The following is a 17,099-nucleotide window of genomic DNA, read 5'->3' on the forward strand; positions in this document are numbered from 1 at the left end:
GATTTCTACATTAGACTATTTATATCGTGCTGATATTTGATAGAAAAATGCAGTGGTTAAATAATAGTAGCCTGCATGTTGTATTTGTTCCATTTCACTTATTCATTTTATCTTTGAGTTGTCTTATGTCCTTATTGCAAATTGCTGAACCCAATCAAAGTACTCGACCTCACCAACATCGTTTTGGTTTAGGAATTGACCTTGGTACGACGCGCTCATTGGTCGCTGTAGTGCGTTCAGGTAAGGCGCAAGTTTTGCAAGCAAGCACAACGACTGATACCTTATTGCCTTCCGTGGTTTATTATCCAAGTACAGGCAAGCCACTGGTTGGCTATGACGCCCTCGCTCACTTAGCAGATGATCCAAAAAATACGATCATCTCGGCTAAGCGCTTTATGGGTCGTAGTCAAGCGGATATCAAATTCTCACACCCTTATGAATTAAGTGGTGACAAAGATGCGATGCCAGCGTTTGTTACCGCCCAAGGAGAAGTATCTCCCGTTGAGGTTTCAGCGCGTATTTTAGCAGCGCTTGAACAGCGTGCTGCTAATGCATTGCCTGACGAGAGCATACAAGGTGCTGTTATTACTGTGCCCGCTTATTTTGATGAAGCGCAACGCCAAGCGACTAAAGATGCAGCTCAAGCGGCGGGTATCAATGTACTGCGTCTATTAAATGAGCCTACCGCTGCCGCTGTGGCTTACGGGCTTGACCAGCCTACTGGCGTTGATAGCGAAAGCCATTATCTAATCTATGATTTAGGCGGCGGTACTTTTGATGTGTCTATTTTGAAACTGAATGATGGCGTCTTTGAAGTGTTAGCAACGGGTGGTAATAGTGCGCTCGGTGGCGATGATATTGATCGTCTCTTAACCAATTGGCTCATCAAACAATTACATATCGACCCTAAAGATGTGAGCCTTCATGATAAATCGATACTCGCCCAACAAGCCAAAGCGTATAAGCAAGCATTGACTGACGTTGAGCAAGTTGATATTGACATCATCGTCAATGAACAATCTTATCAAGGTGTCTTGCGCCGTGAAGATTTACTCACTATCGCAGCACCAGTAAATAGCCGCACATTGAGCGTCTGTGAACAAGTATTACGTGACGCTAAACTTTCTAAGACAGACTTAGATGAAGTTATTTTGGTTGGTGGCTCTACACGCATGCCTGCGGTTCAGCAAGTCGTTACGGAGTTTTTTGCCAAGCAGCCACTTTGCCGTCTCAATCCAGATGAAGTGGTTGCCTTAGGCGCAGCACAGACAGCGCATCAATTGGTTAACGGTGATAGCGATAACAATCTATTGCTATTGGATGTAACGCCGCTATCGCTGGGTCTTGAAACCATGGGCGGTCTGGTTGAAGTCCTTATCCCGCGTAATACGCCTATTCCTGTCAAAAAACGCCAAATCTTTACCACTTATCAAGATGGTCAAACGGGCATGGTGATTCATGTGGTGCAGGGCGAGCGTGAGACAGTAGATAACTGCCGCTCACTTGGACGCTTTGAGCTTTATGGTATTCCGCCTATGAAAGCTGGGTTTGCTCGTATTGAAGTGACTTTTAGTATTGACGCTAATGGGCAACTGACAGTGAGTGCACAAGAAACGACGACCAAAACAGAAAGTAAAATTGAGATTGTTCCCTCTTATGGACTGTCTGATGAGCAAAAAGAACAGTTACTGATTGCAGGGTTCAAATACGCTGAAGAAGATAAGAACGCCCGTTCTTTAATCGAAACTAAGGTAGAGGCTGAACGCGAAGTATTGGCGCTCCAATCGGCACTGAAAGAATTTGCTTCATTACTCTCACCTGAAGCACAACAGTCATTAGCGGAAACCATGCAAGCACTAGAAGCAACACTTAATACTGACGATTTGGCACTTATCGAAGCAAAACAAGCACAGCTTAAACCCCATAGTGACGCCTTTGCTGCTCTTATTATGGACCAAAGCGTCAAAGCCAGTATGGCGGGGACTAGTGCACAAGATTGGTAGCAGACACGTTTAGGAATATAGCTTAGCCATCATATTAAGCTTATTTTTTAGATTTTATTTTAAATTGATTAGCACTGGATAGACACCTTATGCCAAAAATTACTGTACTACCCCATCATGAAATTTGCCCTGAAGGTATTGAAGTCGAGCTAGAAGCGGGCAGCAACTTATGCAAAGCGCTTTTAGAAAAGGGTATTAAAATTGAGCATGCTTGTGAGATGTCAAAAGCTTGTACCACCTGTCATGTCGTGGTACGTAAAGGCTTTAATAGCCTAGATGAGATGGATGATATCGAAGCAGACTTGCTAGATCGCGCTTGGGGCTTAGAGCCTGACTCACGATTATCCTGTCAGGTGATGCTTGATGATGAAGATTTAACTATTGAGATTCCTAAATATACGTTAAACCATGCCAAAGAAAACCACTAAATAATAATAACTTACCTATGAGCGTCGTTAGCGAGATGGTTTGATATATTAAGAAGATAACGTTATATAAAAAAAGCCAGTTATTATTAATAACCGGCTTTTTTCTATTTTTAATGCTCAAAAACTATATTCTCTAAGCCCATGTGGTCAATTCAAAATAAAAGATAGTCACCTATAACACCATTATCAGCCTTCACTTACTTATGACGTTGACCTTCTTGCTTACTCGCTTTAGTCATCTCAAGCGTAATCGCCTTCTCTTCTTGCTCAATACGCTCAAGCGCAATATTTAAGCGATTTCGAATATCTTGATAATCGTTATCCTGCATGTCTCTAAAATTCAGGTGGAGGTTAAAACCCGGTAGTGTATGATCCACCCATTTCGACAACTTACCTTTATTCGCATCTGGGTCGAGTACTTGCCAGGCGCTTACTTTACTATCAAAGCCTTTTAACTGAAAAGATCCAGCATATTCACAGTCGTAATCATGAGAGATATAATCATGGGTACGCTCACTAATAAATATCTCACTCTTACCAGCGACTGCTTCAAGTCTTGAGGCAAGGTTGGCTTCTTTGCCAATGAGCGTATAGCTCAGACGATTATTACTACCAAAGTTACCGACATGGCAATAGCCCGTGGTAATGCCAATACGTATATACAAGCCTTCAAAGCCCATAAGCCGCCATTTCTGCCTTAAGGTGCGCATCTCACGGCGCATATCTATTGCCATAGCGACACAGTCTAATGCGTCTTGACGTGGGCCACGGCTATCTGGCTCACCAAAAAAGCACACCATACCATCGCCGATGAACTTATCTAATACTGCACCATGTTTATTGGCAATTAAAGTCATACAGTGCATATAGGTATTTAAGATATCAGCCAAATTATCAGCGCTTAAGCTATCAGACAGTTCCGTAAAACCGACGATATCTGAGAACATGATCGTCAGCTTAGCCCGCTTATTAGAGACACTTACGGGGACGTCTGCTTTTACAATAGGTTCCCAGATTTGCGGTGGTATAAAACGCGTTAATTTATTAATAACGGAAACCATGGTATTTAATCGCCCAGCCGCTTGCTGAGCACGGCCTTCGTAATGAATATAATCATGATATACGCGGCGAAAATGACACAAGATTACAATGATAGTTGCCAATAATATGACGGAGGTTATCCAGTCTTCATGACAATCTATTTCATTGATACTTAAAGTGACGCTGACATAATAAAAAATAATGACAGTGACTACTGATACCGTTATCAGTTTTAGATGATTTTCAGAACTACTAATAATAACACGCAGTGCTATCAAGGCCGCCAAACTCAGTGAAATTATAGGACAAAACTGTATTGAGCCAATGACCGCAGATAATAAAATAATAACAATATTGGACGTCCAAAAACTTGTTTGGCGGCGGTAGTTATAAATTAGAATCATGAGACTAGGTAGGCAGACGACGACGAGAAGCGCCATCGAAGTTGGACTGAAGTCAAAGTGCACGGCAAGCAGAATAACGCTTAGTATTAAAACAAATACTTCCGGATAGTCAAATCGATAGGCATCCTTACCCTGTATAGATTTTTTTGGGCTTAATATATCTAAAAATGCCATGGTCGATATTCGCTTAAACTAGAAAACCATCAGAAGTATCAAGAAGAATGAAAGTGTGTTTATAAAAAGTTGATTATATAAGTAGTTACTAAATCTATATATTATAGCTCTTTATTCCCAGAGCACCTATGTCACTCATAACCGAAAGCATACCACTTATCATTCATCTTGACTTAAAGCCTATTCAAATGGTCATCGTGATATCCTTACTTTCAATTAAAAATAAAGCCAGACAACTTATATCTGGCTTTTTTTGGTAGCTTACATTCTGAAAAAACATTAAGATTCTCAATTAAGGCTTTATTACATTTGCCAATCAAATGGCATTTGATGGTGACCACGTAGTGCCATCATTAAAGTCTGCTGCATCTGTGCCAATACCTCTTTGCTATAAGGAACAGCAGGCACGCCCCATACTGGGTTTGGCCATTGCATATCGTTTTGATAACGAACGATATGATGAAAATGCAATTGTGGTACTTGATTACCCAGTGCGGCCACATTCATTTTATCCGCTTGAAAGGTCTTGGCAAGTTGACTTGATAACCAGCTCGATTCACGTAAAAACTGCGTTTGGTCAGCCTCAGATAACTCATACAACTCTTTAATACCTGATACACGCGGCACTAATATCAACCAAGGGAACTGACAATCATTGATTAAACGGCAGGTAGATAATGGAAAATCACCCACTAAAAAACTATCGGCAGCAAGTTTATGATGAAGTTGGAACATAATGACGGTTCTCTTGTTATGAAGCTTAAGTAAAAGGAAATAAAAAAGTAAAATGCAATAAGCTGAAAATTAGGGGTTAAAAATATAGTGTCACTATTTTATCAGTTATCCAGCCGATAAAATAGCGACATAAGCCATTGGCTTTGCGTTACCTAGCTAACCTACTTAGCTTGTATCCCTGACATGCCGTTATTATCCAACCAATCTACGCCGACTCTGCCACCATATGCTCGCTAAAATAGCGTAATAGCTCTTGGATAACCGTAACGCGCTGTTGCGGTGTTGCCAGTTTATCAGCATTCTGATAACGAATACCAGACGCCCCGTTCATACGATAGTGCTGACCATTTGCTTGAATCAGTTTAATAATGGCTAAGGCATCGACTGGTGTGTCAGGCGCAAACTCTAACGTCATGCTATTGCTGTTGGCATCAATTTTATTAATCTTCAATGGTTCTGCTTGTATACGCAGTCCATGAATGGCAAATAGCTGCTTGGTTTGATCCGGCAATATACCAAAGCGATCAATCATCTCAGTGCGGATATCGGTCAGCGCTTCTTTATCATCGGCATTACTAATACGTTTATAAAATAACAAACGCTGGTGCACATCATGCAAATACTCTTCCGGTATCAACGCCGAGCTATGTAGATTAATTTCACTGGTCAGCGACAATGGTGTATTCAAATCGGGCTCTTTACCAGCTTTGATCGCCTTAGTAGCACGCTCAAGCATATCCATATATAAGCTAAAACCAATTGCTTGCATATTACCACTTTGCTGCTTGCCCAGTATCTCACCGGCTCCGCGAATCTCTAAATCCTCACTAGCCAGCATAAAACCTGCACCCAGTGTGTTAGCGCGCTCAATAGCATGCAACCGACGTTTGGCATCGCCTTTAAGACCTTTAATAGAGGGTACTAGCAGGTAGCAATAAGCTTGATGATGACTACGACCGACACGACCACGTAACTGATGCAGCTGAGCAAGACCAAACTTGTCAGCGCGCTCAATAATGATGGTATTGGCATTCGGTACATCAATGCCCGTTTCAATAATCGTCGAACAAATCAGCACGTTAAATTTTTTATGATAAAACTGCTGCATCACTTGTTCGAGTTGGCGCTCTTGCATCTGTCCATGCGCAACCCCTACCCGTGCTTCAGGAACCAGCTCGCGAATCGTCTCTGCCATACGCTCAATACTGGCGACATCATTATGTAATAGATATACCTGCCCACCACGCAATAGCTCACGCAAAATAGCTTCTTTCATCAGTGCTTCTGTCTTTTGCATGACAAAGGTTTTAATCGCCAGTCGGCGGGCGGGTGGCGTGGCAATAATCGACATATCACGCATACCTGATAGCGCCATATTAAGCGTTCTAGGGATTGGCGTCGCCGTCATCGACATACTGTCCACATCGGTCTGAATGGCCTTGATACGCTCTTTATGACGCACACCAAAGCGGTGTTCTTCATCGACAATCATCAAGCCTAGATTAGAAAACTTCACATCCGGTTGCAATAACTTATGAGTCCCAATAACGATATCAACCTTGCCATCTGCAAGATCTGTCAGAACAGTTTCTTGATGTTTTTTACCGCCAAAGCGCGATAGTGTTTCGATACGTATTGGCCAATCAGCAAAGCGATCGCGGAAATTATCTTCATGCTGACCCGCTAGCAATGTCGTCGGCACCAATATCGCTACTTGGTAGCCTGCACTGACCGCGATGAAAGCGGCGCGCATCGCTACTTCTGTTTTACCGAAACCAACGTCCCCGCAGATGAGACGATCCATCGGTTGGTTCTGCTTCATATCTTCCATAACCGCATGAATAGCATTAGCTTGGTCAGGGGTTTCTTCAAAGGCAAACTGACTGGCAAATAGCTCATATTGCGAGATATCTATTTTGAAATGAATACCAACTTTGGCTTCGCGCCGTGCTTGCATATTAAGGAGCTCAGCCGCGACATCATGGATTTGCTCCAATGCTTTTTGCTTAGCCTTGTCCCATTTCCCGCTACCAATTTTGTGCAGCGGCGCAAGTGCTGGGTCACCGCCACTATAACGATTAATCATTTGCAAATTGGCTACTGGCACATAAATGCTGGCATCATCGGCATATTTTAAGTGAATAAACTCTTGCTCACCGTCACCAACGTCCAAGGTAATCAGTCCATGATAGCGACCAATACCATGCTCGATATGAACAACTGGGCTGCCTTCGGTTATTTCAGTAACGCTTTTAACCAAGAACTCTTCTGATACACCACTTTGTCGGCGACGGCGCGTTTGCAATACTTGCCGACCAAATAGCTGCGTTTCACTAATCAGCACCAAGCGCTCAGGCACATAAACGCCACGCTCAATGGGCGCAACGGTTAAACCGACCTGTGGCAACTTGTTATCTTTAAAAGCATTTATCTTATCTGCTGCTAAAAACTCTTCAAAGCTATCATAGGCTTTGATATCGATTTTACCTTTAAACAGCTCAATGAGAATCTCGCGGCGACCCGCAGTTTCAGCGACCACCAATACCGGTGTCGACGTTTGTGCTTGTATGGCTAAAAAATCTAGCAGCTCAGTCAAAGGCTCTGCTTTTTGATGATTCACTGATAACTGCGGCGGTGCTAGAGCGGTAAGTGTTACCAAGCCTTGTTGCTTAGCCGAGGTGGAAGTAGCGGTTAATGCTGGATTTGGTGTTACGCCATCTTCATCAATAGTCGCCACATCGGTCATCGTTGCCAGCTCATTACGCGCACTCAGAATAATGCGTGGATAATGATTGAGATGCTCATTGAGGGTATTCGATAATAAGTACAGCAACTCAGGTGCGACGATGGGCTTATCAATATCATGACGACGCTCTTCATAGCGGCGCTGGATTTGTGACCAATAATCTACCTGTTTTTCGTTAATTAGTTCATCAATAATAAACAGTGCATCATCTGGTAAATAGGAGAATAAACTACTTTCTGACTCCCAAGCCTTTAAATCAAAAAATAATGGCTGATAGTATTCTAATCCACTGCTAGCAATACCTGCCATCACATCTTTATGCAGCTCAAACTTACGGCTACTGGCATTAGGAAACATCGCGGCAAAATTGGTCCGAAAAGTCTCGCGTCCTTCGTCGAGTGGAAACTCTTTCGCTGGTAATATTTGAAATTGCTGAATAGGCTTTGAGATATCCGGTAGTTTGTGCAGTAGCGACAGTGATTCCTTGCCCATGCTACTATCATTACCACTCATCATTGCTTTAAGATCATCAACGGTCAAAGTACGCTGGGTCTGCGGATTAAAAAACCGAATGGTTTCAATTTCGTCATCGAATAAGTCCAAACGTAGCGGAAACGGCTGACCCATCGCAAAGATATCGATGATACTACCACGTACGGCAAATTCACCCGGCTCAAAGACATTTTCAACCGCTCGGTAACCTGCTTTTGCAAGTAGTTCACGCTGGGTGCTGATATCGAATTGATCACCCACACTCAAATCAAAATGCTGGCCGATCAGCCAACTTGGCGGTGCCACTCGATGCATCAGCGCCTGTACTGATATCAGCAACACGCCTGAGGTTGGCATATCCGTCAGCAGGTTAATGCGCTCGCTCACGATGTCTTGATGCGGTGACAGCTCATCGTACGTCAGCGTCTCCCAATCGGGAAATACATAGGCATCGACCCCGCAAAACGCCAATTCCGTCTCTATTTGATTGAGCTGATTTTGGTCGCGTGTCACCACGACTTTGAGGCGGTCAGCAACATTCCATATCGGAGCCTGAATCAAACTTGCCAGCCATAAACTACTGACTGCACCATGCACAGGTGCTAGCCAACGCCGCTGAGCGTTTTGGATAGGGAATAACTGCTGGTTAATAGGGTCAAAGGCGTCAGTCAAAGCAGTGATAGGCATAGAGAATAGGATCAAAGTTAAAAGTCAGAAGGCTATTATACGAACATTTAAGCAATTACCAAAATTTATGCCGTAACGGTTTGTCACTCTAGTAGTTACTCAGAATAAAATAACCAATAAACACATAAGAAACAAACTTTTAGTCCTAAAAATATTCATTAAACACAAAAATCCCAGCTTAGAAGCTGAGATTTTTAATATGTGTTTATCTTAGTTTTTAAGTGCTTAGTAAACTTCAAATTTCAACAAAAAGCTATGGCATAAAAAGCTATTGTTATATTAGCGGTTTATCACTAGCGATAATGCCATTATTATCTGCATAGATAAACATACCAGAGTTCAAAGTTAGGTCACCAAAACTAATTTCAATATCAGTCTGTCCTTCATCGCGGCGATTTGACTTACGCGGGATACAGCCAAGCGCCATTACCCCAAGCTCCATCTGCGCCATATCATCAACGTCACGAACACAGCCATAGACCACTACTCCAGCCCAACTATTATCTATCGCTGACTGAGCAATCATATCGCCTAACAGCGCGCAACGCATCGAGCCACCACCATCTACGACTAATAGTTTACCGTCACCATTTTGATCTTTACCATCGCTGTTGAGCAGTGATTTGACGCGGCTATTATCTTCAAAGCATTTTACCGTCACAATTTCACCGCAAAACCTGTCCTTGCCGCCAAAACTATAAAAAGACTTGCCTTCGATATTGGGCAAACAAACCTGTGATTCAGGGTTGGCATCTAATAAATCACAAGTCACAAAATTTTCTCTATTCATCGTTGCTGATTCTGGCATGGTCAGACTCCTTGTCTTTAATGGTTAAATTATTTTTATTTATCACTTCATTAGAATACTTAGGCTATTTGATATTTCAAATCAATCATAAAATAAAAGCTCGTTTACAGCTTAATGCTTTACTCGAGTCATCGCAAGCATCTGTTTATTTTCGATAATCTCAGTGGTTTTGACTACTGGTTCGCTGCGATACTTACTACGGTGATAGATATCATGCGCGCTCATTGCCATAGCACTAGCGACACGCTTAGCAGAAATAGGATGCAGTGATAATGACTCTGATACTAAAGGTGAGATAAACTGAAAAGCCTTTTGACCGATACTTTCAAGTGGCCGACCTTTGTGTTTGCCAAGTAATAATGAAGGACGAAAAACAACCAACTGCGCAAAACCTAACCCCATAATAGATTGCTCAGTTTCAGCTTTTACCCGATTGTACAAAAAGCGACTATTGATATCAGCATTCATTGAAGATAATAAAAAGAAGTTTTCAACGCCTTTATCTTGGCAAAGCGTAGCGAACGTTACATTATAATGATGGTCTACTTTTCGAAAGGCTTCGTCACTACCAGCCTGCTTTTTTGTGGTACCAAGGCAGCTAAAAGCATCGGTCTTTCGATCAACGCCAACGCTGGCGAATATTTCAGCTAGGTTGTCAAAATCATTGACCTGATAAAAGCGCATGCTGGCATTAATGTAGCGTGGCGGACGCCGTGCAATCACAGTTAACGTGTCATAAAGCTCACTAAGCTGCTTAACAAGATGCTGCCCTACCAGTCCTGTCGCACCAATTACAATTGCTTTTCGCTGCATATCCTGTCCATTTATATAGTGTGGGAAGATTTATGATGATGGAAAATGTGATGCTTGAAAGACCATCTCCAAAGCTTTTCACCTTAGTATCATACCTAAATTAATGGATAACTGAGGTTATTATGCAGCATTTATTGTAAGAGATTTTATCAGCTACGGAGTTTATTAGGCCAATAATCATGAAGGACGCCTTAGTAGACCTCGAATAAATACCCAAAAAAACCAATCATCCATACAACAGCGTAACTTCTTTAAGCATTAATCATCAAATATATTGTTCTAAGCGTGATAATTTGCTAAGATAACCGGCTTTACACGTCAACGCTGTTTAATTATTCCAAACAGCCATGGCGCTTGCGATGATCTATTGGTATTAGATAGTTTAATATTAGACATCGACATCATGTTTGACGAGACGGCTGCTCGTCACCGATGATGGTTAAACCTATTACTGTAATCCACATTCATATTATTATCTGTCTTTATCAAGGAGATTCGCGTGGCTAATACTGCACAAGCTCGTAAACGCGCCCGTCAAAACACCAAACGTCGTCAGAACTCTGCGTCACAACGCTCTATGGTTCGTACTTATTTGAAACGTGTTGATGCGGCAATCGCAGCTAAAGATTATGACGCGGCTACCGAAGCTTACAAAAAAGCGGTACCGGTTCTTGATCGTATGGCTGACAAAGGTATTATTCATAAGAATAAAGCTGCTCGTCGTAAGAGCCGCCTAAACAAAACAATCAAAGGCTTACAAGCTTAAGATTTATAACGTTTAGACCGCATCGCGCTTTATAGCATGATGACTAAAACCTTGTCACTGGTTCTAATACTGGGGCAAGGTTTTTTTATGCCTGTTTAAAAACATTCAATTCATAACAAAAAGTATTTATATCCATTTTACTTCTGGTGGTAATAACAGTTTGCTTGGATGGAATCCTGCAGCGCGATAGCCATCTAACAAGGTATGGATCGGGCGCACATAAACTTCGCCGCGCCAGACAAAATGCGCACTTGCTTGCTCAAACGGTTTGTCATCAAACCACAAAAATACCCCCTCCATCATCTTTGGCCAGTCGTTCCAATCAATCTCTACCACATCGAACATCACCGCTAAAAATGCAGATAGCAAGGTATCATGACTGACGGCCAGCATAAGATGCCCATGCTGCGGCTGATTTTGATAAAAAAGCGATAAAATATCGAGACCACCTTGATAGGCGTTTTTGGTACCTTCAAGATTGCCCTGTAAGAATCGATTGATAAAGTTTAGGACGCCAATTTCTTTAAATATTGGATTGGCAATGTCAGGCTCAGTCACTAGGCTACCAGGTTCAACCAATAATGACTGGTGCGAGATATCTCGGCGCAGCCCTGCCCCTTCTTGCATCAACTGCGCGGTATCGATACAGCGACCAATCGGACTTGAAATGCTATCGACATCGAGTGAATATGGCAGATGCCCTGATAACCAACGACCCCAAGACTTTGCTAATACGCGGCCTTTGGGTGTTAGTGGTAGCTGATAACTGGCAAAGCCATTACCATCAGAGCGCTCGCGTAGAGAGTGTCTGGTAAATAAGATCAGTCGCTTATCTTCAGGCAATAAGCTCACCGAAGAAATCATACTATCAGGTAGGTGTGAAGGCGCTGGCGCACTTGGAGTATGACTTGCAAGCGTCTCAGCGGATAGTTTCGACAAAGTATCATTAGTATTTTTGCTCATGGTAGCAAGCGTAGCAGATTTTTTGACAAGAATGAACAAAATACAAAGCCAGTTGCAATATAAGCTACCATTACTATAACTAGGTGTGCTCGGAGAAATATGGTCAGAGAAGTGTGGTCAGTATCGGAAACTCGATTATGCTAATAGCAGAAATTTTTTATCACTATTAAACCCTCTCTAATCGATATCGACCACTTTGTCCCATGCAAACGCCAACGCCGTACTACTGACCTCGTTAGGGTAAGCTCTTGGATTCACAATCACCCGCGTCTTACCAATACGGTAATCAAATGCTTCATGCGTATGTCCATGTATCCATAGCGTCGGTGCCCAATCTTCATGCATCCAGCTCGATAAATCACTGACAAACGCCGCATTGCTCGGCAGCTCAGCATATTTCTCAGACACTGATAACGGGCTAATACTATGATGACTCATCACCACGGTTTTTTTACCCAAGTCCTTAGCGGTTATTAGTGCCTGCTGGAGCCATTGCCGTTGTACCGCATGGATTTGCATCGATACTTCAGGTGAAAATAGCTCGCTACCTGCATAAATCTGTTTGTAGTCACGCATAAAACGTGAAGCCGCCGCCATGGTATCTTCGTTGGCTTGATATTGATAGTCCGTCCATAGCGTACAGCCTAAGATACGCATATCACCAATATCAATATGCTGGCATTGCAGAAATCGAACGCCTTGCTTCGACTCCATATTATAGTTATCCCAAGTGGCTAACTTTTTATCAAAATGTAGCACATCTTCATTGAAGTATTCATGGTTGCCCGCGATAGTGATTAGAGGCACTTGTAAACGCGCTGCTTGCTCTTGTAGCCATAGCATACCACTATCGCTATTTGCGGTGTCTCCCGCTACTAGCACCATATCTGCGTCAGTCTTAGGAATGTGTCCCATCGGATGCGACTGACGAGCATAACTGTCAATATGTAAGTCACTCAAAATCTGTAATTTCATATGATCCAATATTATCAATAATGTGATTTCCAAAAGCGAGTGTAAAAGCTACCTCTAGTAGACTGAGCAAGTTTGAACAGCCAGTCATACTTTTTTGGAGTTGGTATGAGCATAAATCTAATTAGTTTAGCACCTTTTCACCGACTGGCAAAAAGTAAAAAGACAGCGGTTTAGGCTGTCTTTTTAAATAACTTTATCTCAAAAACCTTACTTTTTATTAAATTGTTAAATCTATTACTAAATACTTTGGAGAATCTTTTGCAGTTTAGTAGCAGGATCTGTGGCTTGGGTAATTGAGCGCCCAATCACCAAGTAATCAGAGCCATCACTTAACGCTTGTTTCGGTGTACAAATACGTTTTTGATCGTCTGTATTGTCATCTAACAGACGAATACCAGGGGTAATCAGTTTGAAATCATGACCACATAAGGCTTTAAGCGTTTTTGCTTCCTGTGCTGAGCAAACTACGCCATCAAGACCAGCCTGCTTGGTCAATTGTGCCAATCGGCTCACTTGTGTATCCAAGCCGTCAGTGACACCCGTTTGCATAAGTGCCTCGTTGTCCATGGAAGTCAGAACGGTGACTGCAATCAATAGTGTCTCAAAATTACCGTCTAATAAACGTTGTTTTGCCAATGACATTGCTTCTAAGCCAGCGCTTGCATGAACATTAACCATCCATACGCCAAGCTCAGCGGCAGCCAATACTGCCTGTGCGGTAGTATTAGGAATATCATGGAATTTTAAGTCTAAAAACACTTCAAAATGACGCTGATGTAACGCCTTGACTATCTCAGGACCACAGCGAGTAAACAGCTCTTTACCTACTTTTAATCGACATAATGCCGGATCTAATTGGTCAGCTAGCGCAAGAGAGGCATCTTTCGTCATGTTGTCTAATGCGACGATGACTGGAGAATTGATTGCATTATTCATAGTTATGGCACTTTATGTCAGATTTATCAAATTACGTATAAAAATTATCAGCAAAAACACATCATTTAATCAATAATCTCGCTTTTGCTTGGTTAAGCTTGTACCTTCGTCCAAATGGTCTGCTGTCGCATCTTGTACATTGGCAGCAGTTGCACCATAGACTGCTTCTTCTACTGTTGGAGAATTGGCTTGGCGGTCAATAACGATATTGGCTTGTGTTAGCTGCTCTTGCAGGTTGGCATTCGCCTTTTGTAGACGCGAGATCTCCCACTTGTTTTGTAGGACACGAAAGATAAGTAATGCTAATAAGATACCAATCACGATACCAAGCATGAGACAAAGTATGAGTAGCAACCCTAAATTCATCGTAGGTGCTTGTGAAAACAGTAAATTTACCCCAACGTCAGTATTGTTTGCCAATACCAAACCAAGCGAATAAGCAAAGCTCAAAAACAGTAACACGAACAATAAAAAGCGCATTAGACGTATCCTTAAGTTTTTAATAATACAAACAGTTTAACAAAAAAATTGGTCATACTACTTGCTGATTACGTTTATATGTTACCCAGTATTCTATCTCAATAAAAATAGACTCATACTCTAGTGGTAAAATATTTTAATCTTCTAAAATATCAGTTACTTTACTGACCGCTTGCAACTCTAGCATTGACCGCTTCACGTAGTGCTTTACCAGGCTTAAAATGTGGAATCGCTTTGGCAGGTACTGGTACGCTTTCACCTGTTTTAGGATTGCGCCCCATACGTGCCCGACGATGATGGAGACAGAAACTACCAAAGCCACGCACCTCTACTCGACCATCATTGGCTAAAGTATGGGTCATCAAATTTAATATTTCGCGTACTGCGTCATCGACGATGATATCCGTCATATTGTCACAATTTGCACTCAGGTTACTAATAAATTCGGACTTGTTAATTGGTTGCTGCATTATCACGCTTGCCTTGTTGATTAATGGATAAGATGACTGTAAGTCAAGACCCTATAAATTATCAAATCATTGCTAATAAATATTGATTTAACTGTTCATATATTATGATTTGATTTTAGGTTCACATTTCGTTACTCAATGTTGCAAATGATAGCGGATATTGATGTAAATGGAAATAAGAGTTTCCCCATTTAAAAGAAATCCTCATACATTATTATGAATACCAAAATTTAATCGCAAAAAAAGCGACCGGAGTCGCTTTTTTTTTATATTATAATACGATCAACAGTATATCGTTTACTGCATTTGTTCTTTAATCAAGTCACCAATAGTTTTTGGTTGTGCATCAGAACCGGCAGTAGTGCTAGTCGTGCTAGTGCTGCTTAGCTCTTTAATCGCTTGACGCTCTTCAGCTTCGTCTTTCGCTTTGATTGACAGGCTGATGTTACGTGTTTTGCGATCAACACTGATGATTTTAGCTTCAACATCATCACCAACAGCTAGATGCTTAGTAGCATCTTCAACGCGGTCACGTTGAATCTCAGAGGCACGTAGATACGCTTCAACTTCATCAGCAAGTTCGATAGTAGCGCCTTTAGCATCTACTTCTTTCACTTTACCATTAACGATAGCACCGCGGTCATTGTTGACTAGGTATTCGTTAAATGGATCTGAAGTTAGTTGTTTCACGCCTAGGCTGATACGGTTGGCTTCTGAATCTACAGACAATACCATTGCTTCAACGGTGTCGCCTTTGTTGTAGTTACGGATAGCATCTTCACCAGTTTCATTCCAAGAAATGTCTGATAAGTGAACCAAACCATCAATACCGCCATCTAGACCGATAAAGATACCGAAGTCAGTGATTGATTTGATCGTACCAGTGATTTTATCACCGCGCTCATGCTTCTTATCAAACTCATCCCATGGATTGGCTAGAGTCTGTTTGATACCTAAGCTGATACGACGACGTTCTTCATCGATATCAAGAATCATTACTTCAACTTCATCACCCACTTGGACAACTTTTGATGGATGAATGTTTTTGTTGGTATGATCCATCTCTGATACGTGTACTAGACCTTCGATACCCTCAGAGATTTCAGCGAAACAACCATAATCAGTCAAGTTGGTTACGCGAGCTTTAACAACGCTACCCACTGGGTATGTGCCGCCAACGTTATCCCAAGGATCAGTACCAAGTTGTTTTAGACCTAGGCTAACGCGGTTGCGTTCACGGTCAAATTTCAATACTTTAACTTTTAGGTCTTGACCAACTTCAACTACTTCAGATGGATGCTTGATACGGCGCCATGCCATATCAGTGATGTGCAATAGACCATCAATACCACCAAGATCAACGAACGCACCGTAATCAGTTAGGTTCTTAACGATACCTTCGATCTCGATACCTTCTTCAAGCTTGTTCAATAGCTCTTCGCGCTCAGCTGAGTTTTCAGCTTCCATAACGGCACGGCGACTAACCACAACGTTGTTACGTTTTTGATCAAGTTTGATAACTTTAAATTCTAACTCTTTACCTTCTAGATGCGTCGTATCACGGATAGGACGTACATCTACTAAAGAACCTGGTAAGAACGCGCGTACTGAACCGATATCTACGGTAAAGCCGCCTTTTACTTTGCTAGAAATAATACCTTTTACAATCTCATCATTATCAGAGATTTTTTCAAGGAAATTCCAAGTCTCAACGCGTTTGGCTTTTTCACGTGACAGTAAGGTTTGACCCATACCGTTATCAACCGCTTCAACCACAACATCGACACTATCGCCAACTTCAACTTCGAGTTCGCCTTCTTCGCTTAAAAACTCTTCACGAGCGACGATACCTTCAGATTTCAGACCAGTATCAACAGTGATCCAGTCGTTATCGATGGCCACAACAGTACCGGTGATAACCGAGCCACGCTCGATATCCAGACCTGTTTCTTCGATGCTCGCTTCAAATAGTTCAGCAAATGATTCCATTATGTCTACCTTTGTATAGCCGTATCCTGTCCAGCACAGTACGGATCAAATGTATGATTGCATAAAACGAGAATACTGGTTTTATATCTTATACAGTCATATAAAAAAACGTTTGTTGGTAATAAGCGAATTATTTAGCGAACTCACTAACAACAACTGTCTTATATTAGAATGCTTTATATTTTTAAT

The 17,099-nt window shown here is 41.9% G+C and carries 14 protein-coding genes; 3 read left to right on the forward strand and 11 right to left on the reverse strand.

All coding sequences use genetic code 11. The features are described from left to right. Window positions 1-125 precede the first annotated feature (125 nt). Both hscA and fdx read left to right on the forward strand, forming a co-directional pair. Complete coding sequence (gene hscA, locus DABAL43B_RS09670; protein ID WP_079692175.1) at window positions 126-2,003, forward strand: Fe-S protein assembly chaperone HscA; 1,878 nt, start codon at window positions 126-128, stop codon at window positions 2,001-2,003. An 89-nt stretch (window positions 2,004-2,092) separates the two neighbouring features. Then, complete coding sequence (gene fdx / locus DABAL43B_RS09675; protein WP_079692176.1) at window positions 2,093-2,431, forward strand: ISC system 2Fe-2S type ferredoxin; 339 nt, start codon at window positions 2,093-2,095, stop codon at window positions 2,429-2,431. 197 nt (window positions 2,432-2,628) lie between these two features. Here fdx and DABAL43B_RS09680 read toward each other — a convergent pair whose 3' ends face one another. From DABAL43B_RS09680 to DABAL43B_RS09700, 5 genes are all read right to left on the reverse strand, one after another. Continuing rightward, window positions 2,629-4,050: an adenylate/guanylate cyclase domain-containing protein gene (locus DABAL43B_RS09680; protein WP_079692177.1), complete on the reverse strand. Its 1,422-nt coding sequence runs from the start codon at window positions 4,048-4,050 to the stop codon at window positions 2,629-2,631. 303 nt (window positions 4,051-4,353) lie between these two features. Further along, on the reverse strand, window positions 4,354-4,785 hold the full coding sequence (locus DABAL43B_RS09685; RefSeq protein ID WP_011513989.1) for an HIT domain-containing protein: 432 nt from the start codon (window positions 4,783-4,785) through the stop codon (window positions 4,354-4,356). A gap of 205 nt (window positions 4,786-4,990) precedes the next feature. After that, window positions 4,991-8,710, reverse strand: coding sequence for a transcription-repair coupling factor (gene mfd, locus DABAL43B_RS09690; protein ID WP_079692178.1), 3,720 nt, complete (start codon window positions 8,708-8,710; stop codon window positions 4,991-4,993). 274 nt (window positions 8,711-8,984) lie between these two features. After that, a complete protein-coding gene (rraA, locus tag DABAL43B_RS09695; RefSeq protein WP_227516789.1) occupies window positions 8,985-9,500 on the reverse strand; it encodes a ribonuclease E activity regulator RraA in 516 nt (171 codons plus the stop codon). Window positions 9,501-9,629: 129 nt separating this feature from the next. Further along, window positions 9,630-10,331 (reverse strand): NAD-dependent epimerase/dehydratase family protein, encoded by a 702-nt coding sequence (locus DABAL43B_RS09700; protein WP_079692180.1) that lies wholly within the window; start codon window positions 10,329-10,331, stop codon window positions 9,630-9,632. Between the two features lie 499 nt (window positions 10,332-10,830). Here DABAL43B_RS09700 and rpsT point away from each other — a divergent pair, with 499 nt between their 5' ends. Continuing rightward, window positions 10,831-11,097, forward strand: coding sequence for a 30S ribosomal protein S20 (gene rpsT / locus DABAL43B_RS09705; RefSeq protein WP_010200097.1), 267 nt, complete (start codon window positions 10,831-10,833; stop codon window positions 11,095-11,097). Window positions 11,098-11,223: 126 nt separating this feature from the next. Here rpsT and DABAL43B_RS09710 read toward each other — a convergent pair whose 3' ends face one another. The 6 genes from DABAL43B_RS09710 to rpsA all read right to left on the reverse strand — a co-directional run bounded on the left by DABAL43B_RS09710 (window position 11,224) and on the right by rpsA (window position 16,910). Next, window positions 11,224-12,060, reverse strand: a complete 837-nt coding sequence (locus DABAL43B_RS09710) for a histidine phosphatase family protein (protein ID WP_079692181.1) — start codon at window positions 12,058-12,060, stop codon at window positions 11,224-11,226. A gap of 177 nt (window positions 12,061-12,237) precedes the next feature. Further along, window positions 12,238-13,035: a metallophosphoesterase gene (locus DABAL43B_RS09715; protein ID WP_079692182.1), complete on the reverse strand. Its 798-nt coding sequence runs from the start codon at window positions 13,033-13,035 to the stop codon at window positions 12,238-12,240. Between the two features lie 237 nt (window positions 13,036-13,272). After that, the gene (gene pyrF, locus DABAL43B_RS09720) at window positions 13,273-13,971 is read right to left on the reverse strand and encodes an orotidine-5'-phosphate decarboxylase (RefSeq protein ID WP_079692183.1); all 699 of its coding nucleotides are present in this window, start codon (window positions 13,969-13,971) and stop codon (window positions 13,273-13,275) included. Between the two features lie 69 nt (window positions 13,972-14,040). After that, window positions 14,041-14,451 carry a lipopolysaccharide assembly protein LapA domain-containing protein gene (locus DABAL43B_RS09725; protein ID WP_079692184.1) on the reverse strand — a complete coding sequence of 137 codons (411 nt, stop codon included), beginning with the start codon at window positions 14,449-14,451 and terminating at the stop codon, window positions 14,041-14,043. Between the two features lie 161 nt (window positions 14,452-14,612). Then, window positions 14,613-14,921: an integration host factor subunit beta gene (locus DABAL43B_RS09730; RefSeq protein ID WP_079692185.1), complete on the reverse strand. Its 309-nt coding sequence runs from the start codon at window positions 14,919-14,921 to the stop codon at window positions 14,613-14,615. Window positions 14,922-15,218: 297 nt separating this feature from the next. Continuing rightward, window positions 15,219-16,910 carry a 30S ribosomal protein S1 gene (gene rpsA, locus DABAL43B_RS09735; RefSeq protein ID WP_079692186.1) on the reverse strand — a complete coding sequence of 564 codons (1,692 nt, stop codon included), beginning with the start codon at window positions 16,908-16,910 and terminating at the stop codon, window positions 15,219-15,221. Between the last annotated feature and the right edge of the window lie 189 nt (window positions 16,911-17,099).

Origin of the sequence: Psychrobacter sp. DAB_AL43B, from assembly GCF_900168255.1 — a bacterium.
Taxonomy (GTDB): Bacteria; Pseudomonadota; Gammaproteobacteria; order Pseudomonadales; family Moraxellaceae; genus Psychrobacter.